General features: G+C 68.0%; 9 protein-coding genes. 7 read left to right on the forward strand and 2 right to left on the reverse strand.

Annotation, left to right across the window (positions count from 1 at the left end; all coding sequences use genetic code 11):
- Positions 1-23 precede the first annotated feature (23 nt).
- The 4 genes from OG429_RS28510 (at position 24) to OG429_RS28525 (ending at position 8,734) form a co-directional block, all read left to right on the forward strand.
- Positions 24-2,171 (forward strand): N-6 DNA methylase, encoded by a 2,148-nt coding sequence (locus OG429_RS28510; RefSeq protein WP_328928093.1) that lies wholly within the window; start codon positions 24-26, stop codon positions 2,169-2,171.
- Positions 2,172-2,259: 88 nt separating this feature from the next.
- Positions 2,260-4,272: a type I restriction-modification system subunit M gene (locus OG429_RS28515; RefSeq protein ID WP_328928094.1), complete on the forward strand. Its 2,013-nt coding sequence runs from the start codon at positions 2,260-2,262 to the stop codon at positions 4,270-4,272.
- A complete protein-coding gene (locus OG429_RS28520; protein WP_328928095.1) occupies positions 4,269-5,546 on the forward strand; it encodes a restriction endonuclease subunit S in 1,278 nt (425 codons plus the stop codon). The genes OG429_RS28515 and OG429_RS28520 overlap by 4 nt, the downstream gene beginning before the upstream one ends.
- A 2-nt stretch (positions 5,547-5,548) precedes the next feature.
- Complete coding sequence (locus OG429_RS28525) at positions 5,549-8,734, forward strand: type I restriction endonuclease subunit R (RefSeq protein WP_328928096.1); 3,186 nt, start codon at positions 5,549-5,551, stop codon at positions 8,732-8,734.
- Between the two features lie 45 nt (positions 8,735-8,779).
- Here OG429_RS28525 and OG429_RS28530 read toward each other — a convergent pair whose 3' ends face one another.
- Complete coding sequence (locus tag OG429_RS28530) at positions 8,780-8,995, reverse strand: DUF397 domain-containing protein (RefSeq protein ID WP_328928097.1); 216 nt, start codon at positions 8,993-8,995, stop codon at positions 8,780-8,782.
- A complete protein-coding gene (locus OG429_RS28535; RefSeq protein WP_328928098.1) occupies positions 8,992-9,858 on the reverse strand; it encodes a helix-turn-helix domain-containing protein in 867 nt (288 codons plus the stop codon). The genes OG429_RS28530 and OG429_RS28535 overlap by 4 nt, the downstream gene beginning before the upstream one ends.
- Positions 9,859-9,968: 110 nt before the next feature.
- Here OG429_RS28535 and OG429_RS28540 point away from each other — a divergent pair, with 110 nt between their 5' ends.
- The 3 genes from OG429_RS28540 (at position 9,969) to OG429_RS28550 (ending at position 17,068) form a co-directional block, all read left to right on the forward strand.
- A complete protein-coding gene (locus OG429_RS28540) occupies positions 9,969-10,457 on the forward strand; it encodes an ATP-binding protein (protein ID WP_328928099.1) in 489 nt (162 codons plus the stop codon).
- 95 nt (positions 10,458-10,552) lie between these two features.
- Entirely contained in the window at positions 10,553-12,166 is a 1,614-nt protein-coding gene (locus tag OG429_RS28545; RefSeq protein ID WP_443051283.1) for a protein kinase domain-containing protein, read from the forward strand.
- A 642-nt stretch (positions 12,167-12,808) separates the two neighbouring features.
- Complete coding sequence (locus tag OG429_RS28550; RefSeq protein ID WP_328928100.1) at positions 12,809-17,068, forward strand: tetratricopeptide repeat protein; 4,260 nt, start codon at positions 12,809-12,811, stop codon at positions 17,066-17,068.
- Positions 17,069-17,137 lie beyond the last annotated feature (69 nt).

Below are 17,137 nucleotides of genomic sequence, written 5' to 3' on the forward strand. Positions count from 1 at the left end.
GCTACCGAGAGGCCCTGTGCCCCATGCCCCAGTCATCCGCCCATGTGACGGCCGCAGAGATCTCGCGCATCGCAGGGGTCACCCGTGCCACCGTCAGTAACTGGCGGCGTCGGCACGACGACTTCCCGGGCCCGGCCGGTGGCACGGAGAGCAGCCCGCTGTACGACCTGGAGGCCGTCCAGGCCTGGCTCGGCTCCCGGGGCCGAGGGGCTGCTGCGAACCCGCTGGAGGAACTGCGCACAGCCCTGCGTCTACACGGGCAGGGCGGTAGCGGTGGCGCCGTGCTGCTTCCGCTGGTCCTCGCCGCCGCCCGGCGCACCTCCGACGAACTCACCTCGCTCGCGGAAATGCCCGACGTCGATCTCGCTGCACGAGCCGAGGAAGCCGTGGCAGCACTCGGGGACGCGGTCCCGGGCGCGCATTCCACCCGGTTCACCACTGCGGACGGCGCGGCGCTACGCGCCCTGCTCCTCTGCGTACGGGACGAGGGGGGCGAGGCGGCCCTAGGGGTGCTCGCGGAACGAGAACTGGAGGAGAGTGCCGCGAGCGGCACCTACCAAACGCCGACCCCACTGGCGGACCTGGCCGCACGGCTACTTCCCCGCGATACCGCGGTGGTCCTCGATCCGGCCTGCGGCAGCGGCACCTTGCTGGCCGCGGCCGGTCGGCTCGGTGCGAGTGCGCTCCAGGGGCAGGATGTCCTTCCTGTGCAGGCGCAGCGCAGTGCAGTGAGCCTGCTCCTGTCCACCCCGAAGGCCGAGATCGCCGTCCGCGTCGGTGACAGCCTGCGCGCGGATGCCTTCGCCAGGCTCGCCGCCGACGCTGTGCTGTGCAATCCGCCCTACGGCGATCGCGACTGGGGCCAAGACGACCTTGCGTACGACCCGCGCTGGGCGTACGGAGTACCCGGGCGCGCAGACTCGGAGCTGGCGTGGGTGCAGCACGCCCTCGCACACCTCACACCCGGCGGCTACGCCGTACTGGTCCTCCCTCCTGCGGTGGCGTCTCGCCCGTCCGGGCGCCGGGTCCGGGCCGAGTTGGTGCGCAGCGGTGCCGTGCGTGCAGTGGTGGCGCTGCCGGCCGGGGCTGCGGCGCCCCTGCACGTGGGCCTTCAGCTGTGGGTCCTGCAACGGCCCGAGACTGGTGGCGCGGAGCGAAAGTCGGTGCTGTTCATCGATACGGCGGGGGCGGGCGTGGACACCTCCCGAGCGGGAGGCGCGTCCCGTACGGGGTCCTCTCGTACCGCCCTCAACTGGACCGAGCTGACCGCGCGCACGCTCACCCCCTGGGCAGCCTTCGCGGCCGACCCGGACACGTTCACCGGCGAACCCGGGGCCGCACGCGCGGTTCCTGTGGTCGACCTCCTCGACGACCTCGTGGACCTCACGCCCGCCCGCCAGGTGCGCATCTCCCGGCCGGAAGTCGACCCTGGGGAACTGGCCCAGCGGGTGGATGTCGAGCGACGAGAACTGCTGGAGTCCGCCAACTCCCTTGTACGAACCGCACGTCGGGCCGCCTGGAGCCCGGCGGGCACCTCGCCCCGGGAGTGGCGGACGGCTACCGCATCGGACCTCTCGCGCGGCGGCGCACTGACACTGCTGCGCACGGTCCCGGAGGCGAAGGGCGCCAGAGCCGAAGCCACCAGTGAGTCGGTTGCCGCCGCCTCACTTGTCCTCACGGGCGCCGACATCGCGCGCGGCACCGGCCCCTCGGGCGATCCGGCGGAACTGCGTTCCTATGCGGCCCCGGTCATCGCCGTGGGTGACGTACTCGTACGGGCGATCGCGGGCGGCAGCGGGCCGATGGCCCGCGTTGCGGAAGAGACGGATGCCGGGGCGCTGCTGGGTTCCCAGGTCCACCTCTTCCGGCCTGATCCTGCGCGCCTGGATCCGTGGTTCCTGGCCGGCTTCCTGGGCTCCGAGGAGAACATCGCGGGGGCGTCCACCGGCAGCACGATCCTGCACGTGTCGCCGGGGCGGCTGCGCGTGCCGCTTCTGCCGCTCGATGAGCAGCGGGCTTACGGAGAGGCGTTCCGGCGCGTGCACGAGCTGCGGGCCGAGGCGCGGCGGGCCGCGCGGCTCGCGGAGGCGGCGGCGCGGCTGCTGTCTGGCGGGCTCACCGGCGGAGCGCTGGTCCCGTCGCTGTCGCCGTCGGCTGCGGATTCGTCCTGATCCGCCCCTGAACTCACACCCATAGACCACACTTGTCCGCACCCGCCCCTGTTGGGTGGGACGGTTCGGAAGGAATCCGGGGAATCCCTTGAACAGCAGTAAGCACACGGAGCTGGCGAACCACGCCTGGTCCGTCGCCGACCTCCTGCGCGGCGACTACAAGCAGTCCGACTACGGCAAGGTCATCCTGCCGTTCACGGTGCTGCGTCGCCTGGAGTGTGTCCTGGAGCCGACCCGGGGGAAGGTCGAGGAGACCGTCGCGCGGTTCAAGGACCAGGAGATCGACACGGACCACTTCCTGCGCCGTGCCTCGGGGCACTCCTTCTACAACAAGAGCGATCTGACGCTGAAGAAGATCGCCGCCGACCCGCACACCGCGGCGAAGAACCTTCAGATCTACGTGGGTGCCTTCTCGGAGAACGCCCGTGAGGTCCTCGACAAGTACGAGTTCAACCAGCAGATCAAGAAGCTGGACGGCGCGAACCTGCTGTACCAGGTCATCGGCAAGTTCACGGACCTGGACCTGCATCCGGAGAACGTGCCCAACCACAACATGGGCTACATCTTCGAGGAGCTGATCCGCCGTTTCGCGGAGCAGTCGAACGAGACCGCGGGCGAGCACTTCACCCCGCGTGAGGTCATCAAGCTGATGGTCAACCTGCTGATCGCGCCCGACGGTGACGCGCTCAGCGTGCCGGGTGTGGTGCGCACGGTTCTGGACCCGGCGTGCGGCACGGGCGGCATGCTCAGTGCGGCCGAGGAGCACATCCTGTCCTTGAACCCGGACGCGACAGTGGAGGTGTACGGGCAGGAGCTGAACCCCGAGTCCTGGGCGATCTGCCGGTCCGACCTGATGATCAAGGGCCAGGACCCCGAGAACATCGCGTTCGGCAACTCCTTCTCCGACCCGGGTCAGAAGAGGGATGAGAAGTTCGACTACCTCCTCGCCAACCCGCCGTTCGGCGTGGACTGGAAGAAGGTCAAGGACGAGGTCGAGTACGAACACCAGCACCTCGGCGAGGCCGGCCGCTTCGGCGCGGGTCTGCCGCGCATCAACGATGGCTCGTTGCTCTTCCTGCAGCACATGATCTCGAAGATGAAGCCGATTGACGTGAACGGGAGTGGAGGTTCCCGCATCGCGATCGTCTTCAATGGTTCCCCGCTGTTCACGGGCGCGGCGGGCTCGGGCGAATCCGAGATCCGGCGCTGGATCCTGGAGAACGACTGGTTGGAGGGCATCGTCGCGCTGCCTGACCAGCTCTTCTACAACACGGGCATCTCCACGTACTTCTGGATCCTGACCAACCGCAAGGCGCCGGACCACAAGGGCAAGGTCGTGCTGCTGGACGCGCGCGACCAGTGGGTGAAAATGCGCAAGTCGCTGGGCGACAAGCGGAAGGAACTGGGCGATGGCACGGGCGGCAAGCCCAACCACATCGCGGACATCACCCGTCTGTACGCGGACGCGCTGAACGCCGCCGCCGATTCAGAGCACCCGCTCCACGCCAAGGTCAAGGTCTTCGATAACTCGGCCTTCGGCTACCAGCGCATCACGGTGGAGCGCCCGCTGAAGCTGCGCTTCGAGGTGACGGAGGAGACGCTGGCGGCGCTGGCGGCCGCCAAGCCGGTGCAGAAGCTGGAACAGAGCGGTGAGTTCGTGGCGGCGATTGGGACGCTGCTGGGTTTGTCGTGGGCTACCAAGTCAGAGGCGCTTGTCGCGCTGAAGGACGCTGTTGTCGGGGCCGGCCTGATGTGGCCGACTGGCGCGCCGTTTGCGAAGGCGGTTCGAGACACGGTGGGGGTCCGGGACCCGGAGGCTGAGGTCCAGAAGAGCAAGGGGGCGCCTGAGCCGGACGGGGAGCTTCGAGACTACGAGAACGTGCCGCTGGGCGAGGACGTCGAGGAGTACCTGAAGCACGACGTGCACCCGCATGTGCCTGACGCATGGGTCGATCACACTAAGACGAAGATCGGCTACGAGATCCCGTTCACGCGGCACTTCTACGTGTATGCGCCGCCGCGGCCGCTAGCGGAGATCGACGGGGAACTGAAGGCGCTTGAGGTTGAGATTCAGGCGCTGCTGGGAGAGGTTACGCAATGAGTGAAACGGAAATCGCTCCATGGTTGACTAAGTCCAAGTGGCCGACAGTTCCTATCCGTCTCGTGGCTCGGCTTGGCTCAGGACATACTCCCAGTCGGAGTCGGCCGGAGTATTGGGACAATTGCACCATTCCGTGGATCACATTGGCTGATGTGTGGCAACTTCGGAACGGTACCGCCAGCATTATTGACGAGACTAAAGAAAAGGTTAGCAGGCTGGGTATTGCCAACTCTGCCGCTGTGCTGCATTCGGCAGGTACCGTAATTCTGTCACGAACGGCGTCTGTCGGCTTCTCGGCCATCATGGGAAGTGACATGGCTACGAGCCAAGACTTTGTGACGTGGAGTTGCGGACCGCGACTTGATCCTCGATTTTTGCTCCACGCGCTTCGGGGGATGGGGCCAGACCTCAAGCGTATTGCAGTGGGCTCGACTCACAAGACGATCTACATGCCCGACATTGAGCAGCTTCGAGTGCCGCTGCCCCCACTGGGGGAGCAGCGCCGCATCGCTAAATTCCTCGACGCCGAGACCACTTGCATCGACCAGTTGGTTGAGGCGCGGCGGCGGCACGTCCATCTTGTGGAGGAGCGCTGGGAATCGACCATCTATCAAGAGCTCACTCGTGATGGTGCGGACCCGGTAGAGCTTCGCAGGCTAGGTGTTGCTGTTACCACGGGGCCCTTCGGAACCATCTTCAGTGCCTCGGAGTACGAAGAAGGTGGGATCCCGATGATCAATCCTCTGCACATTAAGGACGGGGGGATTGTTCCGGACCGGTATCACTCTGTGTCGTCGGCGACCGCGGCACGGCTTTCCAGGCACCGGCTTCGGGTTGGCGACTTGGTCGTAGGAAGAAAGGGTGATCTCGGTCGCTCTGCCCTTGTTCGTCAGCATCAGGATGGTTGGGTCTGCGGCAGCGACAGTATCGCTCTTCATCCATCGGAGCAGCTCCGGCCCAGATTTCTTGCGTACGTGTTGCGCTCCCAATTCGTGCGAACGCAGCTACTAGCTCGATCTCTTGCCGCCACGATGCCGAGCCTCAACGAAGGTAGCCTGCTTTCGCTGCGTGTTCCGAAGTTGGACGTTCGAGATCAGGACCGAGTAGTCGAGCGGCTGGACACTGCACATGAATGGAGCAGCCGAGTGATCGCGGCGATGCGATCGCAGTTGAGCCTGCTCGCCGAGCGTCGCCAGGCGCTCATCACCGCTGCCGTAACCGGTCAGTTCGACCTACCTACTGCCAGCGGCCGCCACGTGACGGACGGAGTTTAGCTGTGAGCCCCATCCACAATGAGTCCGCCTTTGGGGCGGCGGTAGTCGCCGCCATGATCGAGCGTGGGTGGCGCGAGGCGCAGGCTGAGGACTATCAGGCCGACCTCGGGCTGGACACCAACGAGCTGTTTACCTTCATCGGGAAGTCCCAGCCCGATGAGTGGTACGAGCTGGTTTCCGTCTATGGCGGCGACCAGGATGAGGCCATGCGTGGGTTCGCGCGGCGGCTCGACAAGGCGATCAGTGACGAGGGCCTGCTCACCGTCCTCCGGAACGGGGTCAAGGACCGCGGCGTCCTGCTCCGCGTCGCCTACTTCAAGCCGAACCTTGTCGGTGACGACTCCGTCCTCGACGGATACCGCGCCAACCGGCTGACCGTCGTTCGTGAGCTCCGCTACGCGACCAAGCAGGCCGACTGGGGGAATGCCCTCGACCTGACCCTGTTCCTCAATGGGATCCCCGTCGCCACCGCCGAGTTGAAGAACCCGCTCACCGGGCAGGGCGTTGAGCACGCCAAGGAGCAGTACCGCACCGATCGCGACCCGACCGAGCTGATCTTCACCCGTCGGGTGATCGCGAACTTCGCCGTCGACCCGGACCTCGTCTTCATCGCGACCCAGCTCAAGGGGAAGAACACCCGCTTCCTCCCCTTCAACACCGGCTCCGAAGGCCCTGGCCAGCCCGGCGGTGCCGGCAACCCCGCCCCCACCGCCTTCGGCGCGTACTCCACCTCGTACCTCTGGGAGCAGGTCTGGGCGCGGGACAACTGGCTTGACCTGCTCCAGCGCTTCGTCCACCAGCAGAAGCACAAGACGCCTGGCGGCGGCACCACCCGTTCCACGATTTTCCCGCGCTATCACCAGTGGGACGTCGTGAAGAAGCTGACCGCGCACGCCGCCACCCACGGCGCCGGACAGAACTACCTGATCATGGCCTCCGCCGGGTCCGGCAAGTCGAACACCATCGGGTGGCTCGCCCACCGCCTCTCCGACCTGCACGCCGACACCGACCCGCGCACCCTGAGCACCGAGTCGCTGGCCGCGGGCCACATCAAGCCCGGCGAGCCCGTCTTCGACAAGGTCATCGTCATCACGGACCGTCGGAACCTCGATGCGCAGCTCCGTGAGACCGTCGGCAGCTTCAGCCAGACCGATGGCCTGGTGGTGAAGGTCGACGAGAAGAACGGCGCCAAGAGCGAGCAGCTGGCCCGTGCCCTCTCCCGCGACACCGGCAAGATTGTCACCGTCACCCTGCACTCGTTCCCCGCGCTGCTCGACTACATCAAGCGCAACCCGACCGAGATCAAGGGCACCACCTTCGCGATCATCGTCGACGAGGCCCACTCCTCGCAGTCCGGCGACGCCGCCACGGCCGTACGTGCAGCCCTGCGCGACCTCGGCCTGGACTCCGACTCTGACGACGCCGGCGCGACCGCGGTCACGCTCACCGACCAGCTCAAGAAGAAGGCGGAGGAGCGCTCACGGGCCGCGAACCTGTCCTACTTCGCATTCACCGCCACCCCGAAGTCGAAGACCCTCGAACTCTTCGGCACACCCCAGCCGGTGGACGGGAAGACGACGTATCGCCCCTTCCACACGTACTCCATGCGCCAGGCCATCGAGGAAGGTTTCATCCTCGACCCCCTGCGCAACTACGTCACGTACAACACGTACTGGAAGCTGGTCAACCAGAACCCTGACGAGCTGGAAGTCGACCCCTCGAAGGCGAACCCCCTGCTCGCCCGGTACGCGCTGACGCATGACTCGACCGTTTCCCAGCATGCCCAGGTGATCGTCGAACACTTCGTCACGCACAGCCGCGGCCGGCTCGGTGGACGTGCGAAGTCGATGGTCGTGACCGCCTCCCGTCAGTCCGCCGTGCAGATGGCGCGGGCCATCAAGAGCTATATCAAGGACCTGGAGTACGACACCAAGTACCCGGATCTCGGTGTGCTGGTCGCCTTCTCGGGGTCGCTCACCGTCGACGGTGAGGAGACCACCGAGCCGAAGGAGAACGGCGGGATTGCGGAGAGCGCTCTGCCGAAGGCGTTCGGGTACGTCCGGGCCGACGACAAGGCGGTCAAGGCCGGGGGCAAGGGCCAGCAGGAGTACAAGATCCTGGTGGTAGCCGAGAAGTACCAGACCGGTTTCGACCAGCCTCTGTTGACGACGATGTATGTCAACAAGACGCTGACCGGCATCTCTGCTGTTCAGACCCTCTCCCGGCTGAACCGCACCGCCGACCGTAAGACGCAGGCCGACCTTGCCGTCCTCGACTTCGTCAACGATGCCGAGGACATCAAGGAGTCCTTCCGCACGTACTTCGAGGAGGCGATGACACTCCCCTCCGACCCCAACCTGCTCTACACGGCGCAGAGCCGGGTCATGTCCGCACCGATCATCTCGGAAGCGGAGATGGATGAGTTCGCCGCAGCCTTCTTTGCGGCGAAGGAGAACGCCGCCGGATCGCAGGCGAAGTGGGAGAAGCTGCACGCCGAGCTGTACCGCTTCCTGTCGCCGGCCGTGACGCGGTACGAGGCGCTGCGGGACAACGACGGGGAAGAAGACGACGTCCAGACGGCGGAGGACTTCCGCGCCGACTTGAACGACTACGTGCGCAAGTACGGCTTCCTCGCCCAGATCGTGCCCTACCGGGACGCCGACCTAGAGCGGTTGCACCTCTACGGCCGCTACTTGCTGACCCGGTTGCGGGGCCGGGCCGACGGTGGCGTGGACATCGGCGACGTGGACCTCAGTCACCTGCGCGTCGAGAAGACCGGCGAGCACGACGTCTCCCTCACGGCCGAAGGAGCGGCGATGATGCCGGGCTTCGGTGAGGGCGCGGGCGGTGCCAAGGAGGACGAGAAGTCACTCCTGTCGGAGCTGATCGACAAGTTCAACGCGAAGTTCGGTACGGAGTTCACCGAGGAAGACCTCGCCCGGCCCTTCAACGAGGCAAGGGCTGATGATAAGGTCAAGGCCGCGGCCCTCGTCAACGATGAGGACAACTTCGGCAAGGTCTTCGACAAGGTCTTCGCCGACAAGATGGCCGATCACATCGACACCATCGCCGGTATGGGCCGCCAGTACTTCGGCGCCGACCGGAACTTCAAGTCGAACCTGGACCGCAGTGCCCGCCGTGCTGCGTGGCGGATGATCCGCCGCGAGGCGGGCTACGACGAGGGCTGAGCGTGGGGCGGCGGGTCCCGTCCGGCGGACGGGACCCGCTGACGCTCAGTACGCCTGCGGCTCGGCCGCCAGTCGGACGAACCCGGCCCAGGCCTCGCGTCCAACAGTCAGCACAGGTCCGTCGAGCCGCTTGGAGTCCCGGACGTGCATGGCTGCGAGTGTTGTGGCGACCTCCAGGCACTCGCCGCCTTCCGCCCCGCTGTAAGTGCTCTTACGCCAGGTGAGTTCCGATGCAGCCGTCGACGTCCGTGCCGTGTTCATAGCTCTCCCAGCAACTTCTCGATGAATTCAGTGGTCTCTCGCGGGGTGAGAGCCTGCGATCGGATGATTCCATAGCGTGCCGCGACAGAGCGCACTTCGTTGCGGTCGCTGAGCAGGATGCTGCGCCCCTGAACCTCCAGGTACGCGACCTGGTCCCCGCCCTTGTGCGTGATCAGGGTGAAGGGTCCGTCCACTCCTGCATTGTCCTCACGATCGGTTGGCATCACCTGGATCTCGACATTGCGCTTGTGGCCGATCAACAGGATCCGTTCGAGTACCCCACGCATGACCGTCCTACCGCCGAACGGCCGCCGGAGAACCGCCTCCTCGATGACGAAGCTCATCAGCGGTGCAGGCCACCTGTTGAAGATGTCCTGCCGGGCGATGCGTGCTGTCACGCGTTGCTCGATGGTGTCTGTGTCCAGCAACGGGCGTCGCATCGCGAGGAGCGCTCGCGTGTACTCCTCGGTCTGCAGAAGCCCGGGTACAGCCTGCACCGCGTACAGGAACAGCTCCAGAGCCTCTGACTCCAGCCGTGCAGCATCCCGGAAGAAAGCCGGATACTGCGCTCGCGCCACCTCCTCCTTCAGCGCCTTCAGCAAACCTCCGGCGTCCAACACCTCGTCCGCCCGATCGATGACCTGCGGCGGGGTAATCCGGCGTCCCTGCTCGAATGACGCCACCGACTGCGCCGCGTACCCCACCAGCTTCCCGAACTCCGTCCGGTCGAGCCCGGCCCGTAGCCGTAACAGCTTCAGCTGCCGCCCGAACGCGGTCACCACGCCGGCGTTCGGCTCGTCCTCCAGGCGTTGGTCCACCTGCTCCGGCTCCCGCTCGGCCCCGGCCCCGTCGTCGCTCTGCATCGGCCTCGCCTCTCCCACGCACGTACACCGCGCCGACCGCCGCGTACAAGCAGTACGCGACTGCGCGTCACACCTGGTCACGCTACGCCACCGCGCAGCATCGTGGGGTCATGACCAGTCACCTCGCAGGCACTGCCGGGCCCACCCAACTCGGCCACCCCACCCACCACTTCGAGATGCGGTTCAGCTCCACCCCGCGCGGCGCCCGCCTCTCCCGGCGGCTGTGCGGCGAGCGGCTCGACGCGTGGGGCATCCCCTACGGTACGGACGCACACGACACGCTCACGCTGCTCGTGGCCGAAATGAGCGCGAACGCCATCCGTCACGGGCGCGTACCCGGCCGAGATTTTCACGTACGGCTCACCACTCACGGCACGGCCGTACGCATCGAGGTCACCGACACGCGCGGCGAACGGTTCCCGGTGACCGCCACCGAGCCCCCGGGAGTTGACTGCACCGTAGGGCGTGGCCTGCTGCTGGTGGAGTGCCTCGCCGATGGCTGGGGCTGGTTCCCGCGGACCTGCGGCGGGCCCGGCAAGACCGTGTGGGCGGTGTACACCGGGCCGCGGACCGAGAGGCAGGGCGCTTCTCGGCCATAGCTGTCCGACTTGGCCGCCTTGCTGGCGGAAGATCGGCACGCCCGCGAGACTTGTTCCCGACATGTCGGGCCGGCCGACACCCCCGCGTGGACGTGATGCCGGCGAACGGACACGACGGGGGCAAGGTGCCGCAGCAGGTGATCGCCGGACGTTACGAACTCCTGGAGGAGCTCAACCACGGCGGCATGGGGGATGTATGGCGCGGCTACGACGCCGTGCTCGACCGGCCGGTCGCCGTGAAGCTGATTCGGCAGGAAGCTGTCGGCAAGTCACCCCAGCTCGCGGAGGAGTTCGCCAAGAGGTTCCGTCGTGAGGCGCGGATCACCGCGCGGATTCAGCATCCGGGCGTGCCGCAGGTGTACGACGCGGTGCTCGACGAGACGCACGAGAAGCTGTTCCTCGTCATGGAACTGGTCGACGGGCTGCCGCTGTCCGCCTACGTCCGCCCCGGCAGCCCCCTCCCTGTGCCCTGGGCGGCATCCGTCGCTGCGCAGGTGGCGACCGTCCTGTCGTACGCCCACGAGGTGCCGGCCATCCACCGAGACCTCAAGCCGAGCAACATCCTCGTCGCACGCGACGGGACGGTGAAGGTCCTCGACTTCGGCATCGCGGCCATTCTGCGCACGGACGTGACCAAGCTGACCGCGACCGGGACGCCCATCGGTACGTACCAGTACATGTCGCCGGAGCAGGTCCGCGGGGGCCGGATCACCCCGCAGACCGATCTGTACGCGCTCGGCTGTGTTCTGCACGAATTGCTCAGCGGGCGGCTGCTGTTCGACGCGCCCAGCGAGTACATGTTGATGTTCCAGCACGTCAATGCCGCGCCGACGCCCCTCCGGGCGCTGCGCGCGGACGTCCCGACCGCGCTGGAGGACCTGGTCCTGCACCTGCTGCGCAAGGCGCCGGAGGCGCGGCCTGCGGACATTCAGGAGGTGTACGAGCGGCTGCGGCCCTTCCTGCCGCCGCCGGGGGCGGAACCCGCGCCTGGCGAGACGGGACCGGCCGGTGTGCCCGACCCGACGGGGCTCTTCCGCGACCCGTACGCGCCCCGAGCGCGTGCCCAGGCCGGGCCGCGGGGATCCGCCTCGGGCGCACAGCCCCTGCTGCCCGCACATCCCGCCCCCGCCGCGCTCCGTGAGGAGATCAAGGAGGCGTACGCGCGTTCCGATGCCCTGATCGAGGAGGAGAGGTTCGCGCAGGCAGCCGAGGTGCTGAGCGAGATCATTGGGCCCGCCGCCCGCGCGCTGGGCTCGGAGAGCCGACAGGTGCTGGAGCTGCGCACCCAGCGCGCCGCCATCCGCCTGCTCGGCGGCGACTACCGGGCCGCGCTGCCCGAGTTCGACGAACTCGCCGACGCGTACGCCCGGATCAACGGCCCCACGAGCGAACCGGCCCGCGCCTGCCGGGCCCAGGCCGCGCGCTGCCGCGCCGAACTCGGGCAGGTCACCGAGGCGCTCGCCGCGCTTCAGGGCATCCTCGGCGTCGTACGGTCCGTCGACGGAGACGTCAGCGAGGAAGCCGTCGAACTGCGCCGTGACATCGGAATGCTGCTGCTCGCGCAGGGGCGGGCGGCAGAGGCCCGCCAGATCCTCGACCCCCTTCACGAGGACCTGTGCGTGGTCTACGGGCCGGACGACGAGATGACCGCCGAGATCGCCGAGGCGCTCGCGCTGATCCGCCTCGACCTCGACGGGACCGGCTCCTGAGACACGCGTCCCCGCCAGCCTTGCCGACACACCGTGCCCCACGCGTGCAACAGAACACCTCTCGCACCTCAACGAGGAGAACTACCGCCATGCCCCGCCTCGCCTTCGACATTGCCTTCTGTGCCCAGCTCGGCAAGCTGCAGGGCTCGGTGAAGCAAGGTGGCTCGACGCATGGGAGAGGTACGACCACGGACAATCCGGACCGCCGGAACCAGTGGCAACGGTATGAGCGTCCCTGCTATACCTGCGGAAAGGCTGGCCAGGGGGAAGGCGGGACGGCGTGACACGGCCGTGGAAGATCGTGCTCATCGTGGTCGGTGTTGCCTGCATCGCGGCGACTCCAGTGGTGTGGTTGCTGAACGGCCCGGGGACCGGGGAGCTGGTCGGGGCGTCGTTGCAGGTCGGCACCGGGGCCGCAGCGCTGGTGTGGGCGTGGTTGCAGCCCCGCCAGGGGGACTCGGCCACGGATACCGGCCAGGCGAAGGCGTCCGGTAGTGGGTCGGCGCATACCGGCATCCGCAGGCCCGGTGGAGCGGGCACGGGATCGGCGCGGGTGGATCGGACTGGTGATGCGACGGCTGATGGGTCCGGCAGCAGTGCGGGTAGCGGGATCGACTACAGCTAGTCGCGGGGAGCGGGTTGATGGAGGACGAGAGCGGGTCCGCCGACGCACGGCCGGGCGCCGAGGTGCGGGACAGCGGCGACGCCCGCGCGACGGACGGCGGCACCGCGATCACCGGGGTCAGCGCGGCGACGGCGGCCGGCGCGCCCGGCTCCGTCTCGATCAGGGCGACGGGGGCGGCGTACGCCTCGCACGGTGGGGTGGCAATCACTGGGTACGTGGCGGGCGACGTTCGTGTGACGCTGCCGTCCCTACAGTCCCGCTCGGTGCAGGAATCCGTCCTGCCCGGCGAACGGCGACCGCGCCTGTTCGGGCGCGAGGAGGAGGTCTCCGCCGGCCTCGACGTGCTGCGGCGCGCGGACGGCGGCGGCCGGGCGGCGGTTGTGGTGACCGGGGCTCCTGGCATCGGGAAGAGCGACGTCGCCCTGCGCATATCCCGGCTGGCTGCGGAGTGGTACCCGGACGGCCAGTTCCACATCAATCTCGCGCTGTCGACCGGCACCACGGACCTCGTGTCGTCGATACTCCACGCGCTCTTTCCGCCCGACCCTCCCCTGCCGGACCGCCGTGACCAGCAGCTGGCGCTGCTACGGACGACGCTCGCCGACAAGCGCGTCCTGCTGCTCGTCGACGACACCGTCTCGGAGGAGGCGCTCCTTGAGATCCTCTCCGTCGACGGCCCGTTCGCGCTGGTGGGGACCAGCCGCGTCAAGCTCAGCGGGCTCAGCGGCCTGGTCCGCCTCATCGACCTCGGTCCACTGCCGACCGGGCCCAGCGAGGAACTCGTACGGTCGGTCGCCGGCCCCGGCCGACTGACCGGCGAGCAGACGGCCGCGCTGTCCGCGGCGTGCGCCGGTCACCCGCTCGCCCTGCACATCGCCGCGGCGCACCTGGCCCGCCGGCCCCGCGTGAACGCCGACCGCTACCTGTCCGAGATCACCAACCCCGACCGCAGCGTCAAGGCCCTCGTCGCCGGCCAGACCGCGCTGCAGCCTGTGTTCCAGCAGAGCTTCGACGCGCTCGAACGCGACCAGGCACAGGTCTTCTCCGCGCTCGGCGTCCTGCCGCACATGTCGTTCACCATCGATGTCGTCGCAGCGGGCATCGCACAGCCTCCGCTGGACGAGGTCGACGACGACAACCTTACGGACACGGCAGCGCTCCTCGACTCGCTGGTCGAGCTCAGCCTCATCGAGCAGATCGACGACGACCGATTCGTGATGCACGAAATTCAGCACCGCTTCGCCCGGCTGATGTCCGCGCCGTGGTCGGGGACGCAACGGGCCGATGTCGTTCGTCACGCCTGTCTCGTTACAGCCGTCCGCGTGCAGTCGTCGACCGATGCGATCGGTTTCCTGGACGAGGAGGCGACTCTCCCCGCCGAGAGCAGTACCGAAGCGCTGCGGTCGCTGGACGCGGACCGTCCCGGCGCGGTCGCTCTCGTCGAGACGGCCCGGCAGTACGAGGCCTGGGACCACCTAGTGCTTCTCGCCTTCGCGCTTACCGAGCACCTGCGGGTTGCCAGCCACTGGAAGGAGCTGGACCGCGTTTACCAGTGCGTACAGGAGGCTGGGGAGCTGGCCGGACACGCCAACTGGACGGCCACCGCGCTGCACAACCGGGCTGTGGTTGCCGGGCACCTCGGCGAGAGCCAGGATGCTGTGGATCTGTACAACCGTTGCGCCGAAACGGCGCGCGCGGCCAACGATGCCGAGCATCTGTTCATGGCGCAGCTCGGCCTGGGGACGCTGCTGATCAACCTGGGCAGGCCCCGCGATGCCATCGAGTACCTGCGAAGCGGACTGCACTACTGGCGGACCGTCGGGCATCATCAGGCACTCGCACTCGCCCTGGCGAACCTGGGCCGGGCGTACCTGGCGGTCGGACAGACCCGCCGGGCCGAGAATTACCTGCGCAACAGCCGGGACCTGAGCCGGAGCAGCGGCTTCGGCGAGATGCTCCCCACTCGGTCGATCGCCACCCTGCTGCGCAGCACGGGCCGAGTGGCGGAGGCGGCGGAGGAGTCCGTCCGGGACATCGAACGGGCACGTGTCATCGGCAGCCGGGAGTGGGAGGCGCAGGCGCTGATGGACCTCGCGGCGGTCCCGGCGAGCGCCCGGCCGGAGTCGGCACCGGCTGAGCCGCTCAAGGCCGCCCTGGCCATCCATCAGGAGACGGGTGACGTGCAGGGCCAGGTCCGGGCGTTGTTCCGGCTCGGTGAGGATGCCGCGCACCGCGCTGATCTCGACCGGGCTGCTACCTACCTCGCGCAGTGTGCCGAGCTCGCCATCGGAATCGGCGACAACCAGCATGCGGCGCGCTCCCTGACCTACCTCGCCTCGTACAGCGGCGGCATCGGGCACCATGACACGGCGGAGTCGCAGTTCAAGGTCGCGTCGGACATGGCCCAAGAGTCCGGCAGCCCAGTTCTTCAGGCAGAGGTCCTGCAGAAGCGGGCCCAGTTGCTGTGGCACCGGGGGAGGATTGGCGACGCAGTTCGCCTGCTGACCGAAGCGGAGCAGTCTCTCGCCGCCACTGACGAGAGTCGGGCCCTCGCCCAGGTGCGGGCGGCCCTGGGCGAAGCCTTGGTCGTCGCGGGGCAGTGGCAGGACGGCGCCCGCATGCTGCGGTCCGTGGTCTCCGGCTTCAGCGACGCCGCCGCCTCCCCCGGTACCCGGGCCCGGGCGACGCGCGCCTTGGCCGTCCTCCACTCGCGACGTGGCCTGCACACCGAAGCCCTGTCCGCGATCACGAGGGCACTCGACGACTGCGAGCGGCACGATGACGTCGACGGCGTCCTGCAATGCCGGATGGCACTGGGCAACATCCACGCTCGGGCCGAGCGGTGGGCCGAAGCAGCCGACCAGTACGAACAGATCCAGCGAGCCGCTGCCGAGCACAAAGATCTCCATGTCCTCCTCTCCGCCCGCGCGCAGGCGGCGACCTGCATGCTTCATACCGGCAACCGGGACGAAGCCGTCGCCCTGATGACCAAGAACATTCCGCTTGCCGACAAGCTCGGCATGGACACCGTGCTGATATCCCTGCACACCAACCTCGGCACCTGCCACGCCAAGGCCGGCGACCACCCCGCCGCGGCCGCATCCTTCCGCACGGCCCTGCAGATCAGCGAACGTCTCGACGACAGCCCCTTGCGCGCCACCTGCCTGTCCAACCTGGCCCGCGCCGAGAAGGCCCTCCAAGCGTCGGAGGCCGCGCGTTCCCTCGCCCGGCAGGCCTTCGCGCTCCACCAGGCGCTCGGCAACTGGCCGGAGGCGGGCGAGACCCTGGTCTTCCTGGGTGCACTCCACCATGAGACGGACCCGGACGGCGCCGTGCCCAGCCTCGTGGAGCTCGTGGGCGGCGGCCCGGTCGACCTGTGCGTCCTCGAATCACTCCGAGCTCGTGCCCTCGGGGACGGTCGCGACGACGCCGTCGTGCCGTCCCCTGCCCTGCCCCGGCTGCGCACCGTGCGGATCTCCGACACCGTGCAGCAGGCGCTGGCCGCCTTCGACCTGGAGTCACTCACGCTTCGGTTCGCCACCTCCAGGCAGTACTGCACTATGTGCAATCTGATCATCGACGAGTCCGGCAAGGCCGAACTCCTCTACCTCCGCCACCCGGACGTCCACCACTTGATGCTCCGGCTTGCGCACTCGCACTGCCACCTCTCCGACGTGATCGAACTCGCCGGCCCGGCCCCCGATCGCTCCCCGGATCGCTTTGACGCCGAATGCATCCTCTTCGGCGGCGACCGCGCCGGAATCGTCCTCGACTGCCACGGCGGCTGGGGAGCGATCAACGGCAGCCGACGCATCGAGGACGTCATCCTCCGGCTCTTCCTGGAGTCGGGCTTCACCAATTTGCGTACCCTGTACACCAATAGCGGTGGCAAGCCCCTCGATCTTCGCGACTTGCCGCCCGTCCCCGGTCGGGACCTTCAGGCCAGCCTGGTCGACAACAAAATCACCATCAGCGGCCCCCACGGCGACCTTCTGCCGGGACTGCCGCTCAGCTTCTTACCTCGCTGGTACGAGCGCGCCCACCACGGCTCGCTGATCGTCATAGCCGGTCGGAACCTTCCGGGCATGGTGGCGGACGACCCCACGTACCTTGAGCGCGCCATCCTGCTCGGGCAGGCTGTTGGCGCAGCCGTGCCGCTCGCGGTGGTGCGGCCACGCAGGAATGCGCCGTGTCCATGCATGATGCGGCAGGGGCGGAAGTTCAAGCACTGCTGCAGTGGGCGTGAGGGGAGGGCGGTGTCGGCGGGCGGGGGTTGATGTAACCGCCCGCTATGACCGGATGGAATTCCGGCGACACCGGCTTCGGTGCCGCCCTCGGTGTGGTCA

This window comes from Streptomyces sp. NBC_00190, from assembly GCF_036203305.1.
Taxonomy (GTDB): domain Bacteria; phylum Actinomycetota; class Actinomycetes; order Streptomycetales; family Streptomycetaceae; genus Streptomyces.

What these genes read in the sequence shown, in the direction of transcription:
- OG429_RS28510 (WP_328928093.1), top strand. Translation starts at nt 24, where the DNA reads ATGCCCCAGTCATCCGCCCATGTGACGGCCGCAGAGATCTCGCGCATC.
- OG429_RS28520 (WP_328928095.1), top strand. Translation starts at nt 4,269, where the DNA reads ATGAGTGAAACGGAAATCGCTCCATGGTTGACTAAGTCCAAGTGGCCG.
- OG429_RS28530 (WP_328928097.1), bottom strand. Translation starts at nt 8,995, where the DNA reads ATGAACACGGCACGGACGTCGACGGCTGCATCGGAACTCACCTGGCGT.
- OG429_RS28535 (WP_328928098.1), bottom strand. Translation starts at nt 9,858, where the DNA reads ATGCAGAGCGACGACGGGGCCGGGGCCGAGCGGGAGCCGGAGCAGGTG.
- OG429_RS28540 (WP_328928099.1), top strand. Translation starts at nt 9,969, where the DNA reads ATGACCAGTCACCTCGCAGGCACTGCCGGGCCCACCCAACTCGGCCAC.
- OG429_RS28545 (WP_443051283.1), top strand. Translation starts at nt 10,553, where the DNA reads ATGCCGGCGAACGGACACGACGGGGGCAAGGTGCCGCAGCAGGTGATC.
- OG429_RS28550 (WP_328928100.1), top strand. Translation starts at nt 12,809, where the DNA reads ATGGAGGACGAGAGCGGGTCCGCCGACGCACGGCCGGGCGCCGAGGTG.